The following is an 18,447-nucleotide window of genomic DNA, read 5'->3' on the forward strand; positions in this document are numbered from 1 at the left end:
GGCCGGGCGCGGCTAGACGTTGTTACCGACAAGTATGCGAGACGTGATGTCAGCAACCTTTGGTGACTTCTGCCAAGTCGGCATGCGTACGGTCCGGTCCCGTACGGTCCGGTCCGGCGGCTCTCAGACGCCCGCCGCGCCCAGCAGCGACCCCGCCCCGTACGTCACCGCCATCGCCAGCGCTCCCCCGCCCAGGTTCCTCAGCACCGCAGGGCCCGCCGCCGCCGCGCCCAGGCGGGCGCTCCACCAGCCCGTCAGGGCCAGGGCCGTGAGCACCGATCCCACGGTGACGTACAACCGCATCGACGCCGGCGGCAGGACGATCGCCAGCAGCGGCAGCAGCGCGCCGACCGTGAAGGCCAGGAAGCTGGCGCCGGCCGCGTGCCAGGGGTTCGCCAGTTGGTCCGGGTCGATGCCGAGCTCCACGCGCGCGTGGGCGCGCAGTGCGTCCCGTTCGGTGAGCTGCTGCGCCGCCTCCCGTGCCACTTTCTGGGACAGGCCGCGGGACATCAACAGGACGGTCAGCTCATCGAGTTCCTCCTCCGGCTGTTCGCGCAGCTCGCGTCGCTCCACGGCCAGCGCCGCCTTCTGCGAGTCGCGCTGCGTGGACACGGAGACGTACTCGCCGACCGCCATCGACATGGAGCCGGCCAGTAGTCCCGCCAGTCCGGCGGTGAGCAGGGTGTCGCGCGAGCCGGTGGCTCCGGCGACGCCGACGACGAGGCCCGCGGTGGAGACGACGCCGTCGTTGGCGCCGAGTACCGCGGCGCGGAGCCAGTTGAGCCGCGCGCCGAGGGCCCCGCCGTGGGCTTCGTCGTGGGGTCCGTCGTGGGGTCCGTCGTGGGGTCCGTCAGTCACCCCGGGAGGGTCTCACCCGGCCCGTCACCAGACGCGCACCGACCCGCCCCGCGCGAACGCGGGGCTCGTCGCGCCGGCCGGTATCTCTGCCAGGGGCTCGGCGATCTCCTCGACCGTCGGACCGACCTTCGCCGCGATCGGGTCGAGGAGGCCGAGGTCGAAGCCGTACACACGCGCGGCGTTGCCGCCGGCCATCGCCGCGACCTCGTCCCTCGGCAGACCCGCGTAGGCGATGCGGAGGCCTTCGCGGGAGTACGGAGCAGTGCCTTCGTCGTGCGGATAGTCGCTGCCCCACATGATCTTGTCGAGGCCGATCCGGTCCCGCAGCGGCACCTCGTGCGGGCGCATGAAGCTCGCGCCGACAAAGCAGTTGTCGCGCCAGACCTCGCTGGGGCCTTTGCCCATCGAAGCGGCAAGCCCGGCACCGAACTTGGACTCGGCGGTGGCGGCCTTCGTCGCCGCGGCCACCAGGCGCGAGTGGTAGTAGTCCAGCATGTCGAGCACGCCCGGAATCCAGCCGGAGCCCTGTTCGGTGAGGACCAGTTTCAGCTCCGGGTGGCGGCGGAAGGCGCCGCCGAAGATCAGGTGCCACAGGGCCCGGTGCGAGAACCAGGTGGTCTCCACCATGAACACCGCGCGGGCCGCCGGTTCTTCGCCCAGCGGCGGGGACGCCGAGCCGCCGTGGTGGTTGACCGGTAGGCCGAGCTCGGCGCAGACCGCCCAGATCGGGTCGTACGTCTGCGAGTACAGCTCGGGCAGGCCCGAGCCCGGCGGCGTACCGGGCAGCAGGATCCCCCCGGTGAGTTCCGCCTCCTTGATCCGGTGGATCTCACGGACGGCCTTTTCCACGTCGTTGAGCAGAATCTGCGCGACGCCCGCCCGGCGCCCGGGGGCCGCCGCGCAGAAGTCGGCGAGCCAGCGGTTGTGGGCGCGCAGTCCGGCCCAGCGCTGTTCGTACTGTTCGCGCGTCGGCGCCGGGGCCATCAGCGAGGCGCTGGGGAAGAAGGGCGGGATGGTGTTGGGGAAGACGACCTCGGCGACGATGCCGTCCGCCTCCAGCTCGGCCATCCGCCGGTCCGAGTTCCAGTTGCGGTCGGCCGTGTCGGCGAGGAGATCCTCGTACGGATTGATGTACGTGGCCGCCCAGGCGTCGAAGTCGTCGTGGTACCTCTTCTCCAAGTACGGCTTGTAGTCGAGGAGATCGGCCCCGGCATGGCAGTCGGCGGAGATGACGGTGTAGCGGGCCGCCACGCGGTTCGACACCCGTCCCGACACGCGCTCCGTCATGACGACGCTCCCAGGACCGGGAAGTCGTTGTCGGTCAGCCAGTGGCGGCCGACCTCACGCGACCTCGCCCACGACGCCTCGACGGCCGACTGGTCTTCGGACTGGCCCAGTTCGGCCGGCGTCGGGCCGATCCGCCGGGCGATCGGGTCCAGCACGGACACATCGAAGCCGAAGACCTCCGCCGCGGCCAGGCCCAGCATGCGTCGGGTCTCGGCGACCGGGATGTCGTGGAAGGTGTTCTTCAGCCAAGCGCGGGTGTTGGGCCAGGTCCCTTCCGGATGCGGGAAGTCGCTGCCCCAGAGGATGTTGTCGACGCCGATCTCGTATCGCTGGGCGAGCTCGCGCCGCTTGGTGTTGGTGGCACAGATGAAGATCTGCCTGTCGAGATACTCGCTCGGCGGCCGCTTCAGCTCGGCGAACGGCGACAGCTTCTTTCCGCCGTGCGCGCCGAGATAGAGCCGGTCCATGAACCAGAGGAGGTTCGGCAGCCACCAGCAGCCGGACTCGGCGACGCCGAACTTCAGGCCCGGGTGACGCTCGAAGACGCCCGACCAGAGCAGGAACCACAGCGGGCGGGCCGGCCACCAGGTCACCTCCGAGACATAGATGCCCAGGTGGTCGCCGTACTCATGGCGCGGCGCCGCGCCGGAGTGGGTGACCACCGGCATGCCGGTCTCGGCCGCGGCGGCCCACACAGGGTCGTAACGGCGGTCGTGGTACGGCGCCTTGTCCACCCACATCGAGGGGATCATCAGCGCGCCGAGCCCGGACTCCTTGGCCCGGTGGATCTCGGCGACGACCCTGTCGACCTCGCCGGTGACGGGCAGCAGGGCGACCCCGCAGTGGCGTGCCGCGTTCTCCGCGTTGCCGCCGACGAACTCCGCGAGCCAGCGGTTGTGCGCCTGCGCGCCCGCCATGCCGAGGTCGGGGTCCTGGTCGCCGGAGAGTCCCAGGCCGACCCCGAAGGGCGCGGCGGTCCGGCTGTCGACGGCGTCCGCGTCCGGGAAGACGACTTCGGCCGCCACTCCGTCGCCGTCGAGCTCCTTGATCCGCTGGGTGGTGTCCCAACCGCCCTTCAGGCCCTCGGAGTTGTCGCTGAACCACTTTGTCGCGAAGGCTTCGTTGCGTACGCCGAGCCGGTTCATCTCCTCACGGCGCGCGTCGCGCCCGGCGAGGAAACCGTCGAAGGCCCGGTGGAACCTGCTGTCCAGATAGGGCCGGTACTGCTCGGTCGGCAGTCCGGCATGGCAGTCGGAGGAGATGATCAGGTACGGGTCCGACATCACGCATCCCTCAATCGAGAATGAAGCTTTCCAGGTACGACGGGTTGGCACGGTCGAGCATCGACTGCGACCTGGCGCGGATCTGCCGGTCGCTGTGCTCGCTCTCCGGCAGCATCCAGAACCGGTCCGCACGGATCCCGTCCACGACGAGTGCGGCGACTTCCTCGACCGGCGTGAACGTCACCTCGTGCCCGGCGTCCCTCATCGCCGCCTCCCACTGGTCGAGGCTGCGGTACGGCGTCCTGCGCGGCCGCTCCTTGGCGTATCGCTGGGGCCGGTTGCGGTGCGACTCCCACAGTCCGGTGCGCAGCATGTGCGGTCCCGGGAAGAGCACGGACGCGCCCACGCGCGCGTGCTCCGCCTTCAGATGCGCGTACAGCGACTCGGTCATCGTCACGACGGCCGCTTTGGTGACGGCGTAGACGGAGGCGGTGGGCAGCGGGGCGATCCCGCCGTCACCCGACGAGGTGTTGACGACATGGCCCGGCTCGCCGCTCTCGATCATGCGCGGCACAAAGGCCTGGATGCCGTGGAAGACGCCCCAGACGTTGACGGCGAAGGCCCATTTCCAGTCGTTGGGCTCGTGTTCCCACATCCGGCCCTCGGCACCGGAACCGACGCCCGCGTTGTTGCACAGCACATGGACGGCGCCGAAGGTCCTGTACGCCACGTCCGCCAGTGCGAGCACGGAGGCCCGGTCGCTGACGTCGACGGTGCGGGCGAGCACCTGGGCGCCTTCTTCGGTCAGTTCGTCCGCGGCCTCGCGCAGCGCCTTCTCCTCGACGTCCGCGAGGACGACCTTCAGGCCGTCCGCCGCGAACCGGCGCGCCATCGCACGGCCGATGCCGCTCGCGGCGCCCGTGACGACGGCGATCCGACCCGCCGTCAACTCCATCAGACGCTCCCCTCGGGCGGGCCGTCGAGGATCTGCTGAGGGTCGTCGTAGCGCTGATGGATGTACGGCAGCAGCGCCTGCGCGCTGACCCGTTCCGCGACCCGGCCCTTCTGGTCGGTGGTCTTCTCTCCGATGGTGAGCTCGACGACACTGCGTACGGGGAGGTCGGCGACGGGGTCGTACATCGACTCGCGCAGCACCACATCGCCGGTGATCCTCTCCAGCCTGCGGAACTTCTCGTTACGGATGCAGTGGACGAGGACCGGGTCGGCGTCGAAGCCCTGGCCGTCCACGGCGGGCAGGAATTTGAAGTAGAAGTCGAGCTTCTCGGCCGGCTCGGGCAGGGGAAGCGGTCCGTCCACCGCGCCCCGCACCTCGACGAAGGCGATGCCGTGCCGGGCGAGCACCGCCCGTACGACCAGGCCGTCGCGTTCGACACCGACCTCGCCCAGCTTCTTCGGCTCGCCGAAGACCTCACGGCCGCCGATCAGCGCGCGCTCATGGGTCATCGGCATGACCAGGGGGTACCAGCCCTCGCGGCCGTCGTGCAGCGCGGCGACCGCAACAGAGCCGGCGCCGAGCGGATAGCCGGGCAGGTCGACCTTGCTGATGGCGGCCCGTACGAGCGGCCGCTCGGTGGGCTTGAGCGGCGGCGGCAGTACGGCCGCCACCGCGTCCGGGTCGCTCTCCCAGAGCGCCACCACGCCCGTGGACCAGATGTCGGGGAGCTTGGAACTGGATGCGCGGGCCGCGGCGATCTCCGCCTCGGTGCGCGCGCCGTACCGTACGCGTGCCATGTCGTACCGCCCTTCGTGGAGTGTCCTTTCCGGGGGTCTGTAACACAGTTACACCGCAGCCGATGAAGGGTAAAGAGCCGTGCACGTACCGGAATTGGGGGCACCATGCCGAGAACCGCCCTGACCCGCGACGAGGTCCTCGACTCGGCTGCCGCCCTCGTCAGGCAGCACGGCCCGCAGGCCCTGACGATGCGCAAGCTGGCCGCCGAGCTCGGCACCGCCGTCACCTCGATCTACTGGCATGTGGGCAATCGCGAGTCGCTGCTGGACGCGCTGGTCGAGCGCACGGTCCAGGAGATGGGCGCCATCCGGCCCACCGGCCTTACACCCGCCGGGCGCGTGGTCTCGGTCGCACGCAGGCTCCGCCGTGAGCTGCGGGACCGTCCTCATCTGATCGCGATGGTCCATGAACGGGGGCTCACCGAAAGGATGTTCCTGCCCGCACAGCAGGCGCTCGTCCATGAGGTGCACGCGGCCGGGCTGCGCGGGGCGCGCGCCGCCGAGGCCGTGCGCGCCGTGCAGTTCCAGGTCGTCGGCTTCGTACTCGTCGAGCGCAACCGCGAACGCTCGCCCGTCCAGTCGCCGGGCGAGGGCGAGTTGTGGGAGGGCGCCGGCGCGGCGGAACACGACCTCGCGCTGGCCCGCGCGCTGGCGCAACCCGCCGATCCGGAGAAGCTGTTCACCGCCTCGGTACGGGCGCTGGTGAGCGCCCTGCTGGACGACTGAAACCGGACGACTGAAACGTGACGACAGGAATCGGACGACAGGAATGGGACGACAGCGACCGGAGGGGCCGGGACAACGGCGCCGCGCCTGCCTCCGAACCCACTGCCGGCAAGCGGGGGTTGCTCGCCCGGGCCCGGTTCCACGTCCCCCGAAGGAGCGACAGCTACCGTCTGCCCGCTCCGCCCCGGAGCGGTCGACGGCCACCCCGGCCTGGCCCCGGCCTGGCCCCGGTCACCGACGGGCCTCGTCGCGGGCCCGGTAACCGAGCCGGGCGGATGGGGGGACTGTCAGTCCCGGCCCGTATTCTCTGTGACCATGCTCGACGACCGTACAACCGCAGCAACAGTGTGGCCGGCCGCGTACCCACAGGGGTACGCGGTCGTCGACGTGGAGACCACCGGACTCGCCCGCGACGACCGGATAATCTCCGCTGCGGTGTACCGCCTCGACGCCCGGGGCAATGTCGAGGACCACTGGTACACCCTGGTCAACCCGGAACGGGATCCGGGCCCGGTGTGGATCCACGGTCTGACCAGCGATGTGCTGGAGGGCGCCCCGCTCTTCGGCGAGATCGCGGGTGAGTTCTCCGAGCGGCTCGACGGCCGGGTCCTCGTCGCGCACAACGCCATCTTCGACTGGTCGATGATCGCCCGGGAGTACGCACGCTCGGAGCGGACCGCGCCCACCCGCCAGCGACTGTGCACCATCGCACTCTCCAAGGAGCTGCGGCTGCCGCTGCCCAACCACAAGCTGGCGTCGCTCGCCGCGCACTTCGGTGTCGTACAGCAGCGGGCGCACCACGCGCTCGACGACGCACGCGTGCTGGCCGAAGCGTTCCGGCCGAGTCTGCACACCGCGGCCCGCGACGGGGTGCGGCTGCCGCTGCTGGAGTGCCGCCCGCTGACCGAGTGGTCGGACTCCCCCGCCACCCCGCGAATCGGCTACCAGGCCTCGTACGGACAGAGCAGTTGGCGGCCCTCGCGCAAACGCCCGCCCTGCCCCTATCCCAACCCCGGGCGGTACGAGGCGGACAAGCCGCTCACGCAAGGCATGCGGGTGGCCTTCTCCGGCGACACCTCCGTCGACCGCGAGCTGTTGGAGGACCGGGCGATCGAGGCGGGGCTGCATATCGCCTCCGGCGTCTCCCGGCTGACCAGCCTGCTGGTGACCAACGATCCGGAGGCGTCGACCTCGAAGACCGTCAAGGCGAAGTCGTACGGCACACCGGTCATCGACGAGGCGGCCTTCACCCAGCTGTTGCGGGACGTGGCTCCGGCACCCGCATCGGAGTGAACCCGGCGCGACTCGCCCGGCGACCGCTCGCCCCGTGGCGCCTCGCGTCCCACCCTGTGGCGCATGGCACGTTGCGAGGTATGCGGAAACGACTACGGCATGTCCTTCGAGGTGCACGCGCAGGGCGCGGTGCACGTCTTCGACTGCTTCTCCTGCGCCATTCACCGCATGGCGCCCATCTGTGAACACTGCCGGGTCCAGATCATCGGCCAGGGCGTCGAGGTCGAGGGCCACTGGTTCTGCGGCGGGCACTGCGCCCGCGCCGACGGGAGGGCGGGCATCGTCGACAAAGTCTGATCCCACGCCCCACAACCCACGGCCCCAGGCCCCGCGCCCGGGGGCCGCACCCCGACCCCCACCCGCCGCACCCCATGGCCCGAGTTGTACGGTCATGGGGTGTACCGCTTCCTGTTGTCCCGGCAGTGGGTGATCCTCACCCTCATCGCCCTCGTCCTCATCCCCGCGATGATCGAGCTGGGCTTCTGGCAGCTTCACCGGCACGAGCACCGGGTCGAGCAGAACACCCTGATCTCGCGGAACCTCAAGGCGAAGCCCGTCCCCGTGACCGAGCTCACCTTCCCGGGGCACACCGTCCCGCGCACCGACTACTGGCGCCAGGTCACCGCCACCGGCACCTTCGACACCGCGCGCGAAGTCGTCGTACGCCGCCGCACGTCCGCCGACGACCGGGTCGGCTTCCATGTGCTGACCCCGCTGGTCCTGGCCGACGGGCGGGCGGTCCTGGTCAACCGTGGCTGGGTCTCGTCCGCCGCCGACCAGAAGTCCTTCCCGCCCGTACCCGCCGCGCCCAAGGGCACCGTGACCGTCACCGGCCGGCTCAAGGCCGACGAGACGACGAGTGCCAGCGGAATCAAGGACCTGTCCGGTCTGCCGCCCCGCCAGATCATGCTGATCAACAGCGCCCAGCAGACGAAGTCGCTGGGCCGGCCCGTCCTCGGCGGCTATCTGGAACAGAGCGGGCCCGAGCCCTCGGGCGGCAACCCGGAACTGATCCCCGAACCCGACCACGAGTCCATCGGCCCGCACATGGCGTACGCAGTCCAGTGGTGGCTGTTCGCCGCGGCCGTACCTGTCGGCTGGGTGACACTCGTACGCCGCGAGAAGCGCGACCGCCAGTCGGCCGAGGCCGGGAGCGCCCCGGAGCCGGCCCCCGCGACTGCTTAACGGCAGCGTTCGGCGGGAACACGCCAAAGCGTGACCCAACGTATCGAGGACTACGCGCTCATCGGCGATCTGCAGACCGCGGCGCTGGTCGGCAAAGACGGCTCCATCGACTGGCTGTGCCTGCCCCGCTTCGACTCTCCGGCCTGCTTCGCCGCGCTGCTCGGCGAAGAGGAGAACGGCCACTGGCGGATCGCCCCCAAAGGCGCGGGTCCGTGCACCCGCCGCAGCTACGTCGGTGAATCGCTCGTCCTGGAGTCGGTGTGGGAGACCCGGACCGGCACTGTGAAGGTCCTCGACTTCATGCCGCAGCGCGACACAGCGCCCGATGTCATCCGGATCGTGGAGGGCGTCAGCGGCACGGTCGAGATGAACGCGACCCTGCGGCTGCGTTTCGACTACGGCTCCGTCGTGCCGTGGATGCGGCGCTCGGACGGGCACCGGGTGGCGATCGCGGGCCCCGACTCCATATGGCTGCGCAGCGAGCCGCAGGTCAAGACCTGGGGACAGCAGTTCAGCACCCGCTCGTCGTTCACGGTCGGACCGGGCGAGAAGGTGGCGTTCGTCCTCACCTGGCATCCCTCGCACGAGCCGCGGCCAAGGCTCGTCGACCCGTTCGATTCGCTGGAGCAGAGCCTGGAGGACTGGACCCAGTGGTCCTCGCGCTGCCGGAGCGACAGCCCGTACCACGAGGCCGTCGTCCGCTCCCTGATCACCCTCAAGGCACTTACCTTCGCGCCGACCGGCGGGATCGTCGCCGCGCCCACCACGTCACTGCCGGAGGAGATCGGCGGCGTACGCAACTGGGACTACCGCTTCTGCTGGCTGCGTGACTCCACCCTCACGCTGGACGCGCTCATTTCGGCCGGCTACCTCGACGAGGCCGCGGCCTGGCGCGACTGGCTGCTGCGGGCAGTGGCCGGCGACCCCGCCGATCTGCAGATCATGTACGGGCTGGCCGGCGAGCGCCGGCTGCCCGAGACGGAACTGCCGTGGCTGAGCGGGCACGAGGGCTCCGCACCGGTCCGTACCGGCAACGCGGCCGTACACCAGCTGCAGCTCGATGTGTACGGAGAGGTCATCGACTCCCTCCATCTGGGGCGGGAGGCGGGCCTGTCCGCGGAGGAGCACGCCTGGAATCTGCAGCTCAGCCTGCTCGGCTTCCTGGAGTCGAAGTGGCGTGAGCCGGACGAGGGGCTGTGGGAAGTACGGGGCGCGCGCCGCCACTTCGTGCACTCCAAGGTGATGTCGTGGGTCGCGGCGGACCGTGCCGTACGGACCCTGGAGCAGCGCCCTTCGCTGCGCGGTGACGTGGCACGGTGGCGGGCGATGCGGGACGAGGTGCACCGGGAGGTGTGCGAGAAGGGGTACGACCCGGTACGGAACACCTTCACGCAGTCGTACGGCTCCGAGGAACTCGACGCCGCGGCGCTGCTGATCCCGCGGGTCGGCTTTCTGCCGCCCGACGATCCGCGGGTGATCGGGACGGTGGACACGGTACGGGCGGAGCTCGGCCACGACGGTCTGGTGCGCCGCTACAGCACGGACAACAAGGCGGTCGACGCGCTGCCGGGAGGCGAAGGGGCGTTCCTGGCCTGCTCGTTCTGGCTGGCGGACGCGCTGCGGATGACGGGCCGGGTGAAGGAGGCCAGGGAGCTCTTCGAGCGGCTGCTCACCCTGCGCAACGATGTCGGTCTGCTCGCCGAGGAGTACGACCCGGTGAGCGGGCGCCAGGTCGGGAACTTCCCTCAGGCCTTCAGTCATATCGGGCTGGTGAACACGGCCCTCGCACTGGGCGGGGAAGACACGGCAGGATAGGCCCATGGATCTTGGACTGAAGGACCGCGTCTATATCGTCACGGGTGCGTCGCGGGGGCTGGGCCACGCGTCCGCCCGTGCGCTTGTCGCCGACGGCGCGAAGGTCGTCATCAGCGGGCGCGGCGAGAAGGCGGTCGCGGACGCCGCCGCGGAACTCGGCCCGAACGCCGTGGGTCTCGCCTCCGACAACGCCGAGCCGGCGTCGGCGGAGCGCCTCGTCGCGGCGGCGCGGGCACAATTCGGACGCCTCGACGGCGTACTGATCAGCGTGGGCGGCCCGGCACCGGGCTTCGCCGCGGACAATACGGACGAGCAGTGGGAGGCGGCCTTCCAGTCGGTCTTCCTGGGCGCGGTGCGCCTGGCCCGCAGCGCGGCGGCGGCGCTGGGCGAGGGCGGCGTCATCGGCTTCGTCCTGTCCGGCTCGGTCCATGAGCCGATCCCGGGGCTGACGATCTCCAACGGCCTCCGTCCGGGCCTGGCCGGTTTCGCCAAGTCCCTCTCGGACGAGCTGGGCCCGCGCGGCATCCGGGTCGTCGGCCTGCTGCCGGCCCGTATCGACACGGACCGGGTGCGCGAACTCGACGCGCTGTCGGGCGACGCGGAGGCGGCACGTACGGCGCACGAGTCCCGCATTCCGCTGCGGAGGTACGGCACCCCGGAGGAGTTCGGCAACGCCGCGGCGTTCCTGCTGTCGCCGGCGGCGTCGTACTTGACGGGAGTGATGCTCCCGGTGGACGGGGGCGCGCGACACGGGTTCTAGGGCGTTGCGGGCGCCCGCTCAACTCACCCGTTGCGCCCGATGCTTCGCCGCCCTGAGGCGGACCTCCGCCGGCAGCGACGCCAGGCCCGCCGAGTCCCGTGCGTGTGCCACCGCCTCGTCCGTGAGGCGCGCCAGCGTCTCGACGGGCGCCGCGTGCGGTTCCAGCAGCAGGTCCACCCGGGCCTCGGGCGTGCTCCGGCGGCCGGTCAGGCTCACCCGGGCGCGGGCGACCCCGTCCAGGGCCTTCGCCTCGCCCTCCAGCACGCCCTCCAGCGCGCGGCCCCGCAGCAGCGCGCCCTCGCCGTCGCCGCTGTCGACCAGGACTTCCGCCAGCCGGGAGCGCCGCAGTTGGGCGAGCAGCCACCACACGGCGAGCAGCACCAGCACCGCGAGCGCCGCGATGACCGTCGGCCACCACCAGCCCTCGTCCCGCCAGCGGTACCGGTCCGCCTTGCTCAGCAGCACATCGTGGCGCCCGTCCCAGGGCCACCAGGACGGCACGGAGAGCCCGGCCCCCGCCGCCATGACCCCGCCACCCACGCACAGCAGCACCAGCCCGGCAAGGCCCAGCAGGACCCGGTTGACCACTCGCAGCTTTGCGCCCATCGCGCCCTCACCTCTTCTTCGCCGGCGGCCTGACGACATGCACGGCCAGGGCCGGCGGCCTGGCGAGGCCGAGTTCCTTGATGGCGGTGGCCAGCGCCGAGTCCAGATCGGCGCGTACGTCGTCGAGTTCACGGAAGTGGGACTGCGCCCGCACCAAGACCCTGGCGCGTCCCATCCGTACGCGTGCGGACTGCACCCCGGAGACCTCCATCGCCCGGTCCCGCAGCACGAGCGCCGCGGCCGCCCGGTCAAGACCGGCGCGTACGGCAGGGGTGTCGCGGCGCATCGGCAGCAGCGCCCGCAGTCCGGGTGTCACAGCGAGGACGATCAGACCGACGCCGAGGAGCATCACGACCCCCGCGCACGCCAGCTCCCCCACCTCCTCCAGCCGCCATTTCGCGAGATGCTCCGCGGTGGCGCGGCGCCATTGCATGGCCGGGCGGTCGGCCCGTACCGCCGCGATGTCGTACAGCAGCAGACCCGCACCGCCGAGCACCACCACCGCCAGCAGCCCGGCCGGAACCCGGCGCACGGACCAGAAGCGTCCGGCCTTGCCGCCTTCGCCGTCCCTGACCGGAACCGGCTCGTACGCCGCTGCCGATGCGGACTGGTCCAGATCGAGTACGGGCGGTGCGGACTGTGGCTCGCTCATCGGATCCTCCCCTGAGCCGCGCTGCGCGAGTGGGCGGAGTGCAGCCGCTCGACCAGCACGGCCACCTCGGGCACGTCCATCCCCGCCAACGCCTTTACCCGCTGGACGACTCGATGACGCACGGCACCGCACTGAGCGCCGATGTCGGAGGGATAGTCGAGTTCGAGGCTGACCCGCACCCGGGCGGCGTCATGGTGGACCGTCACCGTGGCGTTGGGTGGTGAGCCGCCCTCCGGTACGCCGTCGAGCGCTTCCCGCGCCGCCTGCGAGGCGATCTTCGCCACGACCCGGTCGGCGATCGTGGTCGCGCCGCGCTCGGCGGCCGCGACGCTCCCCCTGCCTCCGGCGGGGGGACCCCCGGCGGCCACGGCGTCACCGCCGCCGGTCGCCGCGGTCACGACCCCGGAAGAAGTAGCCGGGTTCCAGGTCGCCCTCGAGGAAGCGGCCTGCGACAAAGCCGACCACCCCCAACGCGGCCACCAGCAGGAAGGCGCCGAAGCCGCCGAAGTATCCGGCGAAGCCGAGCGCCATGCCGGCCATCAGGCCGACCACCGCCATGCTCATCGTGAGCTCCTCTACTGGAGACGCGGCTCCGGCTCGTCCTCTTCTTCATCGGGCAGTTTCACATCGCTGACCGCGATATTGACCTCGACGACCTCGAGACCTGCCATCCGCTCGACCGCCGAGACGACGTTCTCGCGGACCGCGCGGGCGACTTCGGTGATGGAGACGCCGTAGTCGACGACGATCTCGATGTCGAGGGCCGTCTGCACCTCGCCGACCTCGGCCTTCACGCCTCGGGTGACATTGGACCTGCCGCCGGGCACACGGTCGCGGACCGCGCCGAGGGTACGGGAGAAGCCGCTGCCCATCGCATGGACACCGGGCACTTCGCGGGCCGCGAGTCCGGCGATCTTCTCCACCACGCCGTCGGCGATGGTGGTACGGCCGCGGGACGCGGGATCACCGCCGCCGCGCTTGATCCCCGGCGTCTTTCTGAGACCTTCGCCCGAGCCCGACGGATCGTTACCAGCGGCCTCGGACCGGTTCCACTGAGCGGTGTCGTTCATCGCCGTTCGTCCTTTCCGGGCGGTGGTGGACTCCGCTGCCCACATTAAGTGCGGTTGCCCGGTTTCGCGCCGGGGATGCTGCAGGCTGGAGTAGTGACCACTGCTGATGCGGTACGGCGACGGCTCGGCCTCGGCAGGCTGCTCCCGCTGGGCGGGGCGGCGGACGGGGCCTGGCTGACCGAGCAGGCGGCCGACACGGTGCTGCGGCGCGCGGCGGCCGGGGTACGGGGGGTGGCGCTCGGGCGGCTCAGGCTGGGGCTCGCCGACCCGGACTCGACGGCTCGGCCTGCCGTACCGGCTCCGCCGAGCGCCCTGCCGCCGGGGCCACTGCGGATCGAGGCGGATTTCGCGGCCTCGGCAGTGGAGCCGCTGCCGGCCGCCGCGGCGGCCCTGCGCGCCGCGCTGTTCACGGCCGCGGTGGATCTCCTGGGGCTCGAGGTCTCGGAGGTGGATCTGCGGGTGACGGAGCTGCTGGACGGCGCCCCGGAAGCCCCGGCACCCGCGCCGCCACCCGGGGTACGGGCCGTCACCGCGAGCGACCCGGCGGGCACGGCGGCATCCGGAGCGCCGGGTGTCGCGCATCTGACGGCCGCGCTGGGCGCGGCGGTGCACCTGGCGCCCGATCATGTCCGTGTCGAGGTGGCGACGGCGAGCGGGTATCACCCGCTGGATGTGGTCCGGGCGGTCCGCGAGGCGGTGACGGCGGCGCTCGCGGACGGCCGACCGGTGGCGGTGCTGGTCACCTCGGTACCTGCGTGAACCGGACCGGCGTGAACCGGGGCGGTACTGGCGTGAACCGGAGTGAACCGGAGTGAACCGGGGTGACCAGGGTGGCCGGGCGGATCAGTCCGCAAGGCCCGCCAGGTCGCGCAGGCGGCGCGCCTGCGCCGCGCGCTCCGCGGTGCGCTGGTCCTCGTACGAGCGGGTGCCCGCACCCTGCAGCAGCGCCTTCGTCTCGATCACCGCGTCCCGCGGCGCCGCCAGCAGTGCGGACGCCAGGTCCCGTACGGCACCGTCCAGTTCATCAGCGGACACGACGAGGTTGGCGAGACCGGTACGCTCCGCCTCGTCCGCGTGGACGAAACGGCCGGTCGCGCAGATCTCCAGCGCGCGGGCGTAGCCGACGAGCGACACCAGCGGGTGCGTGCCCGTGAGGTCCGGGACGAGCCCGAGGCTGGTCTCGCGCATAGCGAACTGCACGTCCTGCGCGACGACCCGGAGGTCGCAGGCGAGGGCGAGCTGGAAGCCGGCTCCGATCGCATGGCCCTGGACGGCCGCGATCGTCACGACGTCGCTACGGCGCCACCAGGTGAACGCTTCCTGGTACTCGGCGATGACCGCGTCGAGCTCCTCGTCGGAGCCCCGTGCGAGGTCGAGGAAGGACGGCTCGCCGTCGAAGCCCTCAGGCGTGAACGCCTGCCGGTCGAGACCGGCGGAGAAGGACTTGCCTTCGCCGCGCAGCACCACGACCCGCACATTGCCCGGCAGTGACCGCCCCGCTTGCGCCAACGCCCGCCACAGAGCGGGAGATTGGGCGTTGCGCTTGTCCGGGTTGGTCAGGGTTACCGTGGCAACCGCGTCCTCGACGGTGAGCCGTACGCCGTCCTTGTCGAGCACAGAGTCGAGCGAAGCCATGGGGTGCCTCCGGTTCGGGAACAGTCACTGCAAACGAAGATAAGTGACTGCACAGTAACCACCCGGTCGACCCTGCGACCGACCGGGTGGCCACCGTAGAAACCGGTGGGCCGAAGGAAGCCTCGGTCGTCAGGCCGAGGCGGCCTTCTTGCCTCGCGTCGCTCCGCCGCGTCCCCGCAGCGTGACTCCGGACTCGCTGAGCATCCGGTGGACGAATCCATAGGAGCGGCCTGTCTCTTCGGCCAACGCCCGGATGCTCGCACCGGAGTCGTACTTCTTCTTCAGGTCTGCCGCGAGCTTGTCACGCGCGGCGCCGGTAACCCGGCTGCCCTTCTTCAGAGTCTCGGCCACCCGTGCCTCCTCATGGGAAGTGCGCTCTGGACTCTCATGATCACCCCTAGAGAGCTTCCTGGCCACCCATTCGGCAAGGTCCGTGCGACAAGCTTTGCCGTGCGCCGAGCGGACATCACTACCGGAATCTCTGATTCCGCAGGTCCGTGTTCGCACGTCCGAACGGGTTCCCGGCAAAAGTGCCAGGTCAGCGCAGGGCAAGGGGCACAGGCAGGACCAGAGGCCCGGACGGAAGGAATCCGCTCGGTGCCACACCGTGGTACGAGACGTTCTCACACAGATGATGGATCACCCGTAAGCCGAATGATCCATACGGAGTGGATCAGCGGCGGATCAGCGGCAGAGCAGTCCGGACCGGCACGGGGCCGGGCCGGGATCAGGCGAGCGCCACCAGGTCCGCGTAGTCCGCGCCCCACAGATCCTCGACCCCGTCCGGCAGCAGGATGATCCGCTCCGGCTCCAGCGCCTCGACCGCGCCCTCGTCGTGCGTGACGAGGATGACGGCGCCCTTGTAGGTGCGCAGCGCGCCGAGGATCTCCTCGCGGCTGGCCGGGTCGAGGTTGTTCGTGGGCTCGTCGAGAAGCAGGACGTTCGCGGACGAGACGACCAGGGTGGCCAGCGCGAGACGGGTCTTCTCACCGCCGGAGAGCACCCCGGCCGGCTTGTCGACGTCGTCACCGGAGAAGAGGAAGGAACCGAGCGTCTTGCGCACCGCGACGAGGTCGAGGTCGGGCGCGGAGGAGCGCATGTTCTCCAGGACCGTGCGGTCCGGGTCGAGCGTCTCGTGCTCCTGTGCGTAGTAGCCGAGCTTGAGACCGTGACCCGGGGTGACCTCTCCGGTGTCCGGCCGCTCCACGCCCGCGAGCAGCCGCAGCAGTGTCGTCTTGCCCGCGCCGTTGAGGCCGAGGATGACGACGCGCGAGCCCTTGTCGATGGCGAGGTCCACATCGGTGAAGATCTCGAGTGAGCCGTACGACTTGGACAGGCTCTCCGCGGTCAGCGGGGTCTTGCCGCAGGGTGCGGGATCGGGGAAGCGCAGCTTGGCGACCTTGTCGGAGACACGTACCGCTTCCAGACCGGACAGCAGCCGCTCGGCGCGCTTGGCCATGTTCTGCGCGGCGACGGTCTTGGTGGCCTTGGCGCGCATCTTGTCGGCCTGGAAGTTGAGGGCCGCGGCCTTCTTCTCGGCGTTCTGGCGCTCGCGCTTGCGGCGCTTCTCGTCGGCCTCGCGCTGCTGCTGGTAGAGCTTCCAGCCCATGTTGTAGACATCGATCTGCGAGCGGTTGGCGTCCAGGTAGAAGACCTTGTTGACGACCGTCTCGACGAGGTCGACATCGTGGGAGATCACGATGAAGCCGCCGCGGTAGGACTTCAGGTACTCACGGAGCCAGACGATCGAGTCGGCGTCGAGGTGGTTGGTGGGCTCGTCGAGGAGCAGGGTGTCGGCGTCCGAGAAGAGGATGCGCGCGAGCTCGACGCGGCGGCGCTGACCGCCGGAGAGCGTATGCAGCGGCTGACCGAGCACCCGGTCGGGCAGTCCGAGCGCGGCGGCGATGGTGGCGGCCTCGGCCTCGGCGGCGTAACCGCCCTTGGTCAGGAACTCCGTCTCCAGGCGCTCGTACTTCTTCATCGCCTTCTCGCGGGTGGCGCCCTTGCCGTTCGCCATCCGCTCCTCGTTCTCCCGCATCTTCTTCAGTACGGAGTCGAGCTCCCGGGCGGAGAGGATGCGGTCGCGGGCGAGGGTGTCGAGGTCGCCGGTACGCGGGTCCTGCGGGAGGTAGCCGACCTCGCCGGAGCGGGCGATGGTGCCGGCGGCGGGGATGCCCTCACCCGCGAGGCACTTGGTGAGCGTGGTCTTGCCCGCTCCATTGCGGCCTACCAGGCCGATGCGGTCGCCTTTGGCGATACGGAAGGAAGCGGACTCGATGAGGACGCGTGCGCCGGCGCGCAGCTCGATACCGGAAGCGGTGATCACGGAAAGACTCCAGGGCGGTATGGACGGCGGAAGGGACGGACGTGGGAGCTTCGACGCCGTCTAATGCGCAAGGAGAATTGCCATACGAACCAGTCTAGCGGGGCTGTGCAAGTGCTTTACGCCTACAAGGCGGCCACCGACGGCGGGGACGGCGCGGTGCAGGCGAGCCGGCCCCGGAGTCAGCGGGCCCCCGGAGTCGTACGACAAAAGGGGCGAGAGGTACCCGCCTGACCGATACTCGGCGCAGGGCTGCGGGCTGCCGCCGCCCTGGAGCAGAGGGTGATGGCCCATGCAGTTCGACGACGACGCCGATCTGGACACTTCCGAGGTCCAGGATGTGCGCGGCAGCCGCATTCCCGGCGGCAGAACCACCGTCGGCGGCGGCATCGTCGGCCTCATCGCGTTGATCCTGGGGCTCCTCTTCGGGGTGGGGCCCGACCAGCTCGGGCTGTCGTCGGGCGACACCGACCCGGCAGCGACGGCGTCGTCGCAGGCGCAGGTCAATCAGGCGTGCAGGCGGGGCTCGGATGCCAACACCAGGGAGGACTGCCGGATCGTCGCGGTGGTCAACAGTGTGCAGGATTACTGGCGGGCCGAGTTCCCGCGGCGCCAGGGGCGTTATTCGGACGCGCGGACAGTCATGTTCACGGGCCGGGTGGGTACGGCGTGCGGGACCGCGACCTCGGCGGTCGGCCCCTTCTACTGCCCCGGCGACCGGAAGGTCTATCTGGACCTCGGCTTCTTCGACGAACTGCGGACCACATTCGGGTCGAGCGGCGGTCCGTTCGCCCAGGCGTATGTGGTGGCCCATGAGTACGGCCACCATGTGCAGAACCTGACAGGCGCACTGCAGCGGGCACAGGACGGGGGACAGGGCGCCAACAGCAGTGCCGTGAAGGTGGAGTTGCAGGCGGACTGCTACGCCGGGGTGTGGGCGCACCATGCGACGACCACGCCCGACGAGGCCACCGGCCGGCCGCTGCTGACCTCGCTGACGGCGGCGGACATCCAGGACGGTCTGGACGCGGCGGCGGCGGTCGGCGACGACCGGATCCAGGAGAAGTTCCAGGGCCGGGTCACTCCGGAGACCTGGACGCACGGCTCGGCTGCGCAACGCCGGCAGTGGTTCTACAACGGCTTCCGCACGGGCGACATGGCCCGGTGCAACACCTTCGCCTGAGCGCCCGACTGCCGGGCGTTGTCAGTGGCCGGTGCAAGACTGAGACACAGATCACACCCCTACCGTCGAGCATGAAGGA

The 18,447-nt window shown here is 70.7% G+C and carries 21 protein-coding genes; 8 read left to right on the top strand and 13 right to left on the bottom strand.

The window, feature by feature from the left end:
• Positions 1 to 123: 123 nt before the first annotated feature.
• Genes OG735_RS09895 through OG735_RS09915 form a run of 5 tightly spaced genes read right to left on the bottom strand, consistent with a single transcriptional unit; the run spans position 124 to position 5,120 of the window.
• Entirely contained in the window at positions 124 to 858 is a 735-nt protein-coding gene (locus OG735_RS09895; RefSeq protein ID WP_327322762.1) for a VIT1/CCC1 transporter family protein, read from the bottom strand.
• A 24-nt stretch (positions 859 to 882) separates the two neighbouring features.
• On the bottom strand, positions 883 to 2,145 hold the full coding sequence (locus tag OG735_RS09900) for an amidohydrolase family protein (protein ID WP_327322763.1): 1,263 nt from the start codon (positions 2,143 to 2,145) through the stop codon (positions 883 to 885).
• Positions 2,142 to 3,428 (bottom strand): amidohydrolase family protein, encoded by a 1,287-nt coding sequence (locus OG735_RS09905; RefSeq protein WP_327322764.1) that lies wholly within the window; start codon positions 3,426 to 3,428, stop codon positions 2,142 to 2,144. Before OG735_RS09905 ends, OG735_RS09900 begins: the two co-directional genes overlap by 4 nt.
• 10 nt (positions 3,429 to 3,438) lie before the next feature.
• The gene (locus tag OG735_RS09910; RefSeq protein WP_327322765.1) at positions 3,439 to 4,323 is read right to left on the bottom strand and encodes an SDR family NAD(P)-dependent oxidoreductase; all 885 of its coding nucleotides are present in this window, start codon (positions 4,321 to 4,323) and stop codon (positions 3,439 to 3,441) included.
• On the bottom strand, positions 4,323 to 5,120 hold the full coding sequence (locus tag OG735_RS09915) for an acetoacetate decarboxylase family protein (RefSeq protein ID WP_327322766.1): 798 nt from the start codon (positions 5,118 to 5,120) through the stop codon (positions 4,323 to 4,325). Before OG735_RS09915 ends, OG735_RS09910 begins: the two co-directional genes overlap by 1 nt.
• Positions 5,121 to 5,225: 105 nt before the next feature.
• Between OG735_RS09915 and OG735_RS09920 the strand changes: the two genes are divergently transcribed.
• The 6 genes from OG735_RS09920 (at position 5,226) to OG735_RS09945 (ending at position 10,899) form a co-directional block, all read left to right on the top strand.
• Positions 5,226 to 5,846, top strand: a complete 621-nt coding sequence (locus tag OG735_RS09920; RefSeq protein WP_327322767.1) for a TetR/AcrR family transcriptional regulator — start codon at positions 5,226 to 5,228, stop codon at positions 5,844 to 5,846.
• Positions 5,847 to 6,161: 315 nt separating this feature from the next.
• Positions 6,162 to 7,139, top strand: coding sequence for a DEDDh family exonuclease (locus tag OG735_RS09925; RefSeq protein ID WP_327322768.1), 978 nt, complete (start codon positions 6,162 to 6,164; stop codon positions 7,137 to 7,139).
• Between the two features lie 63 nt (positions 7,140 to 7,202).
• Positions 7,203 to 7,436 (top strand): hypothetical protein, encoded by a 234-nt coding sequence (locus OG735_RS09930; protein ID WP_266542878.1) that lies wholly within the window; start codon positions 7,203 to 7,205, stop codon positions 7,434 to 7,436.
• Positions 7,437 to 7,535: 99 nt separating this feature from the next.
• Entirely contained in the window at positions 7,536 to 8,324 is a 789-nt protein-coding gene (locus OG735_RS09935; protein ID WP_327322769.1) for an SURF1 family cytochrome oxidase biogenesis protein, read from the top strand.
• 30 nt (positions 8,325 to 8,354) lie between these two features.
• Positions 8,355 to 10,139, top strand: a complete 1,785-nt coding sequence (locus OG735_RS09940) for a glycoside hydrolase family 15 protein (RefSeq protein WP_327322770.1) — start codon at positions 8,355 to 8,357, stop codon at positions 10,137 to 10,139.
• Between the two features lie 4 nt (positions 10,140 to 10,143).
• Entirely contained in the window at positions 10,144 to 10,899 is a 756-nt protein-coding gene (locus tag OG735_RS09945; protein ID WP_327322771.1) for an SDR family oxidoreductase, read from the top strand.
• Between the two features lie 18 nt (positions 10,900 to 10,917).
• On the opposite strand, the gene amaP is transcribed toward OG735_RS09945, so the two are convergent.
• Genes amaP through OG735_RS09970 form a run of 5 tightly spaced genes read right to left on the bottom strand, consistent with a single transcriptional unit; the run spans position 10,918 to position 13,227 of the window.
• Entirely contained in the window at positions 10,918 to 11,505 is a 588-nt protein-coding gene (gene amaP / locus OG735_RS09950) for an alkaline shock response membrane anchor protein AmaP (protein WP_327322772.1), read from the bottom strand.
• Positions 11,506 to 11,512: 7 nt separating this feature from the next.
• Complete coding sequence (locus tag OG735_RS09955; protein WP_327322773.1) at positions 11,513 to 12,157, bottom strand: DUF6286 domain-containing protein; 645 nt, start codon at positions 12,155 to 12,157, stop codon at positions 11,513 to 11,515.
• On the bottom strand, positions 12,154 to 12,525 hold the full coding sequence (locus OG735_RS09960) for an Asp23/Gls24 family envelope stress response protein (protein ID WP_327328267.1): 372 nt from the start codon (positions 12,523 to 12,525) through the stop codon (positions 12,154 to 12,156). Before OG735_RS09960 ends, OG735_RS09955 begins: the two co-directional genes overlap by 4 nt.
• Positions 12,526 to 12,529: 4 nt before the next feature.
• Positions 12,530 to 12,721, bottom strand: a complete 192-nt coding sequence (locus OG735_RS09965) for a hypothetical protein (protein WP_327322774.1) — start codon at positions 12,719 to 12,721, stop codon at positions 12,530 to 12,532.
• Positions 12,722 to 12,732: 11 nt separating this feature from the next.
• The gene (locus tag OG735_RS09970; protein ID WP_327322775.1) at positions 12,733 to 13,227 is read right to left on the bottom strand and encodes an Asp23/Gls24 family envelope stress response protein; all 495 of its coding nucleotides are present in this window, start codon (positions 13,225 to 13,227) and stop codon (positions 12,733 to 12,735) included.
• Between the two features lie 75 nt (positions 13,228 to 13,302).
• On the opposite strand from OG735_RS09970, the gene OG735_RS09975 reads away from it, so the two are divergent.
• Positions 13,303 to 13,986 (top strand): hypothetical protein, encoded by a 684-nt coding sequence (locus OG735_RS09975; RefSeq protein ID WP_442812402.1) that lies wholly within the window; start codon positions 13,303 to 13,305, stop codon positions 13,984 to 13,986.
• Between the two features lie 84 nt (positions 13,987 to 14,070).
• Here OG735_RS09975 and OG735_RS09980 read toward each other — a convergent pair whose 3' ends face one another.
• From OG735_RS09980 to abc-f, 3 genes are all read right to left on the bottom strand, one after another.
• Positions 14,071 to 14,862: an enoyl-CoA hydratase/isomerase family protein gene (locus OG735_RS09980; RefSeq protein WP_327322777.1), complete on the bottom strand. Its 792-nt coding sequence runs from the start codon at positions 14,860 to 14,862 to the stop codon at positions 14,071 to 14,073.
• A gap of 129 nt (positions 14,863 to 14,991) precedes the next feature.
• Positions 14,992 to 15,213 (bottom strand): helix-turn-helix domain-containing protein, encoded by a 222-nt coding sequence (locus OG735_RS09985; protein ID WP_006123601.1) that lies wholly within the window; start codon positions 15,211 to 15,213, stop codon positions 14,992 to 14,994.
• A gap of 376 nt (positions 15,214 to 15,589) precedes the next feature.
• Positions 15,590 to 17,188: a ribosomal protection-like ABC-F family protein gene (abc-f, locus tag OG735_RS09990; RefSeq protein ID WP_327322778.1), complete on the bottom strand. Its 1,599-nt coding sequence runs from the start codon at positions 17,186 to 17,188 to the stop codon at positions 15,590 to 15,592.
• A gap of 289 nt (positions 17,189 to 17,477) precedes the next feature.
• Between abc-f and ypfJ the strand changes: the two genes are divergently transcribed.
• Complete coding sequence (ypfJ, locus tag OG735_RS09995; RefSeq protein WP_327322779.1) at positions 17,478 to 18,368, top strand: KPN_02809 family neutral zinc metallopeptidase; 891 nt, start codon at positions 17,478 to 17,480, stop codon at positions 18,366 to 18,368.
• Positions 18,369 to 18,447: the final 79 nt, after the last annotated feature.

This window comes from Streptomyces sp. NBC_01210, assembly GCF_036010325.1.
Lineage (GTDB): Bacteria > Actinomycetota > Actinomycetes > Streptomycetales > Streptomycetaceae > Streptomyces.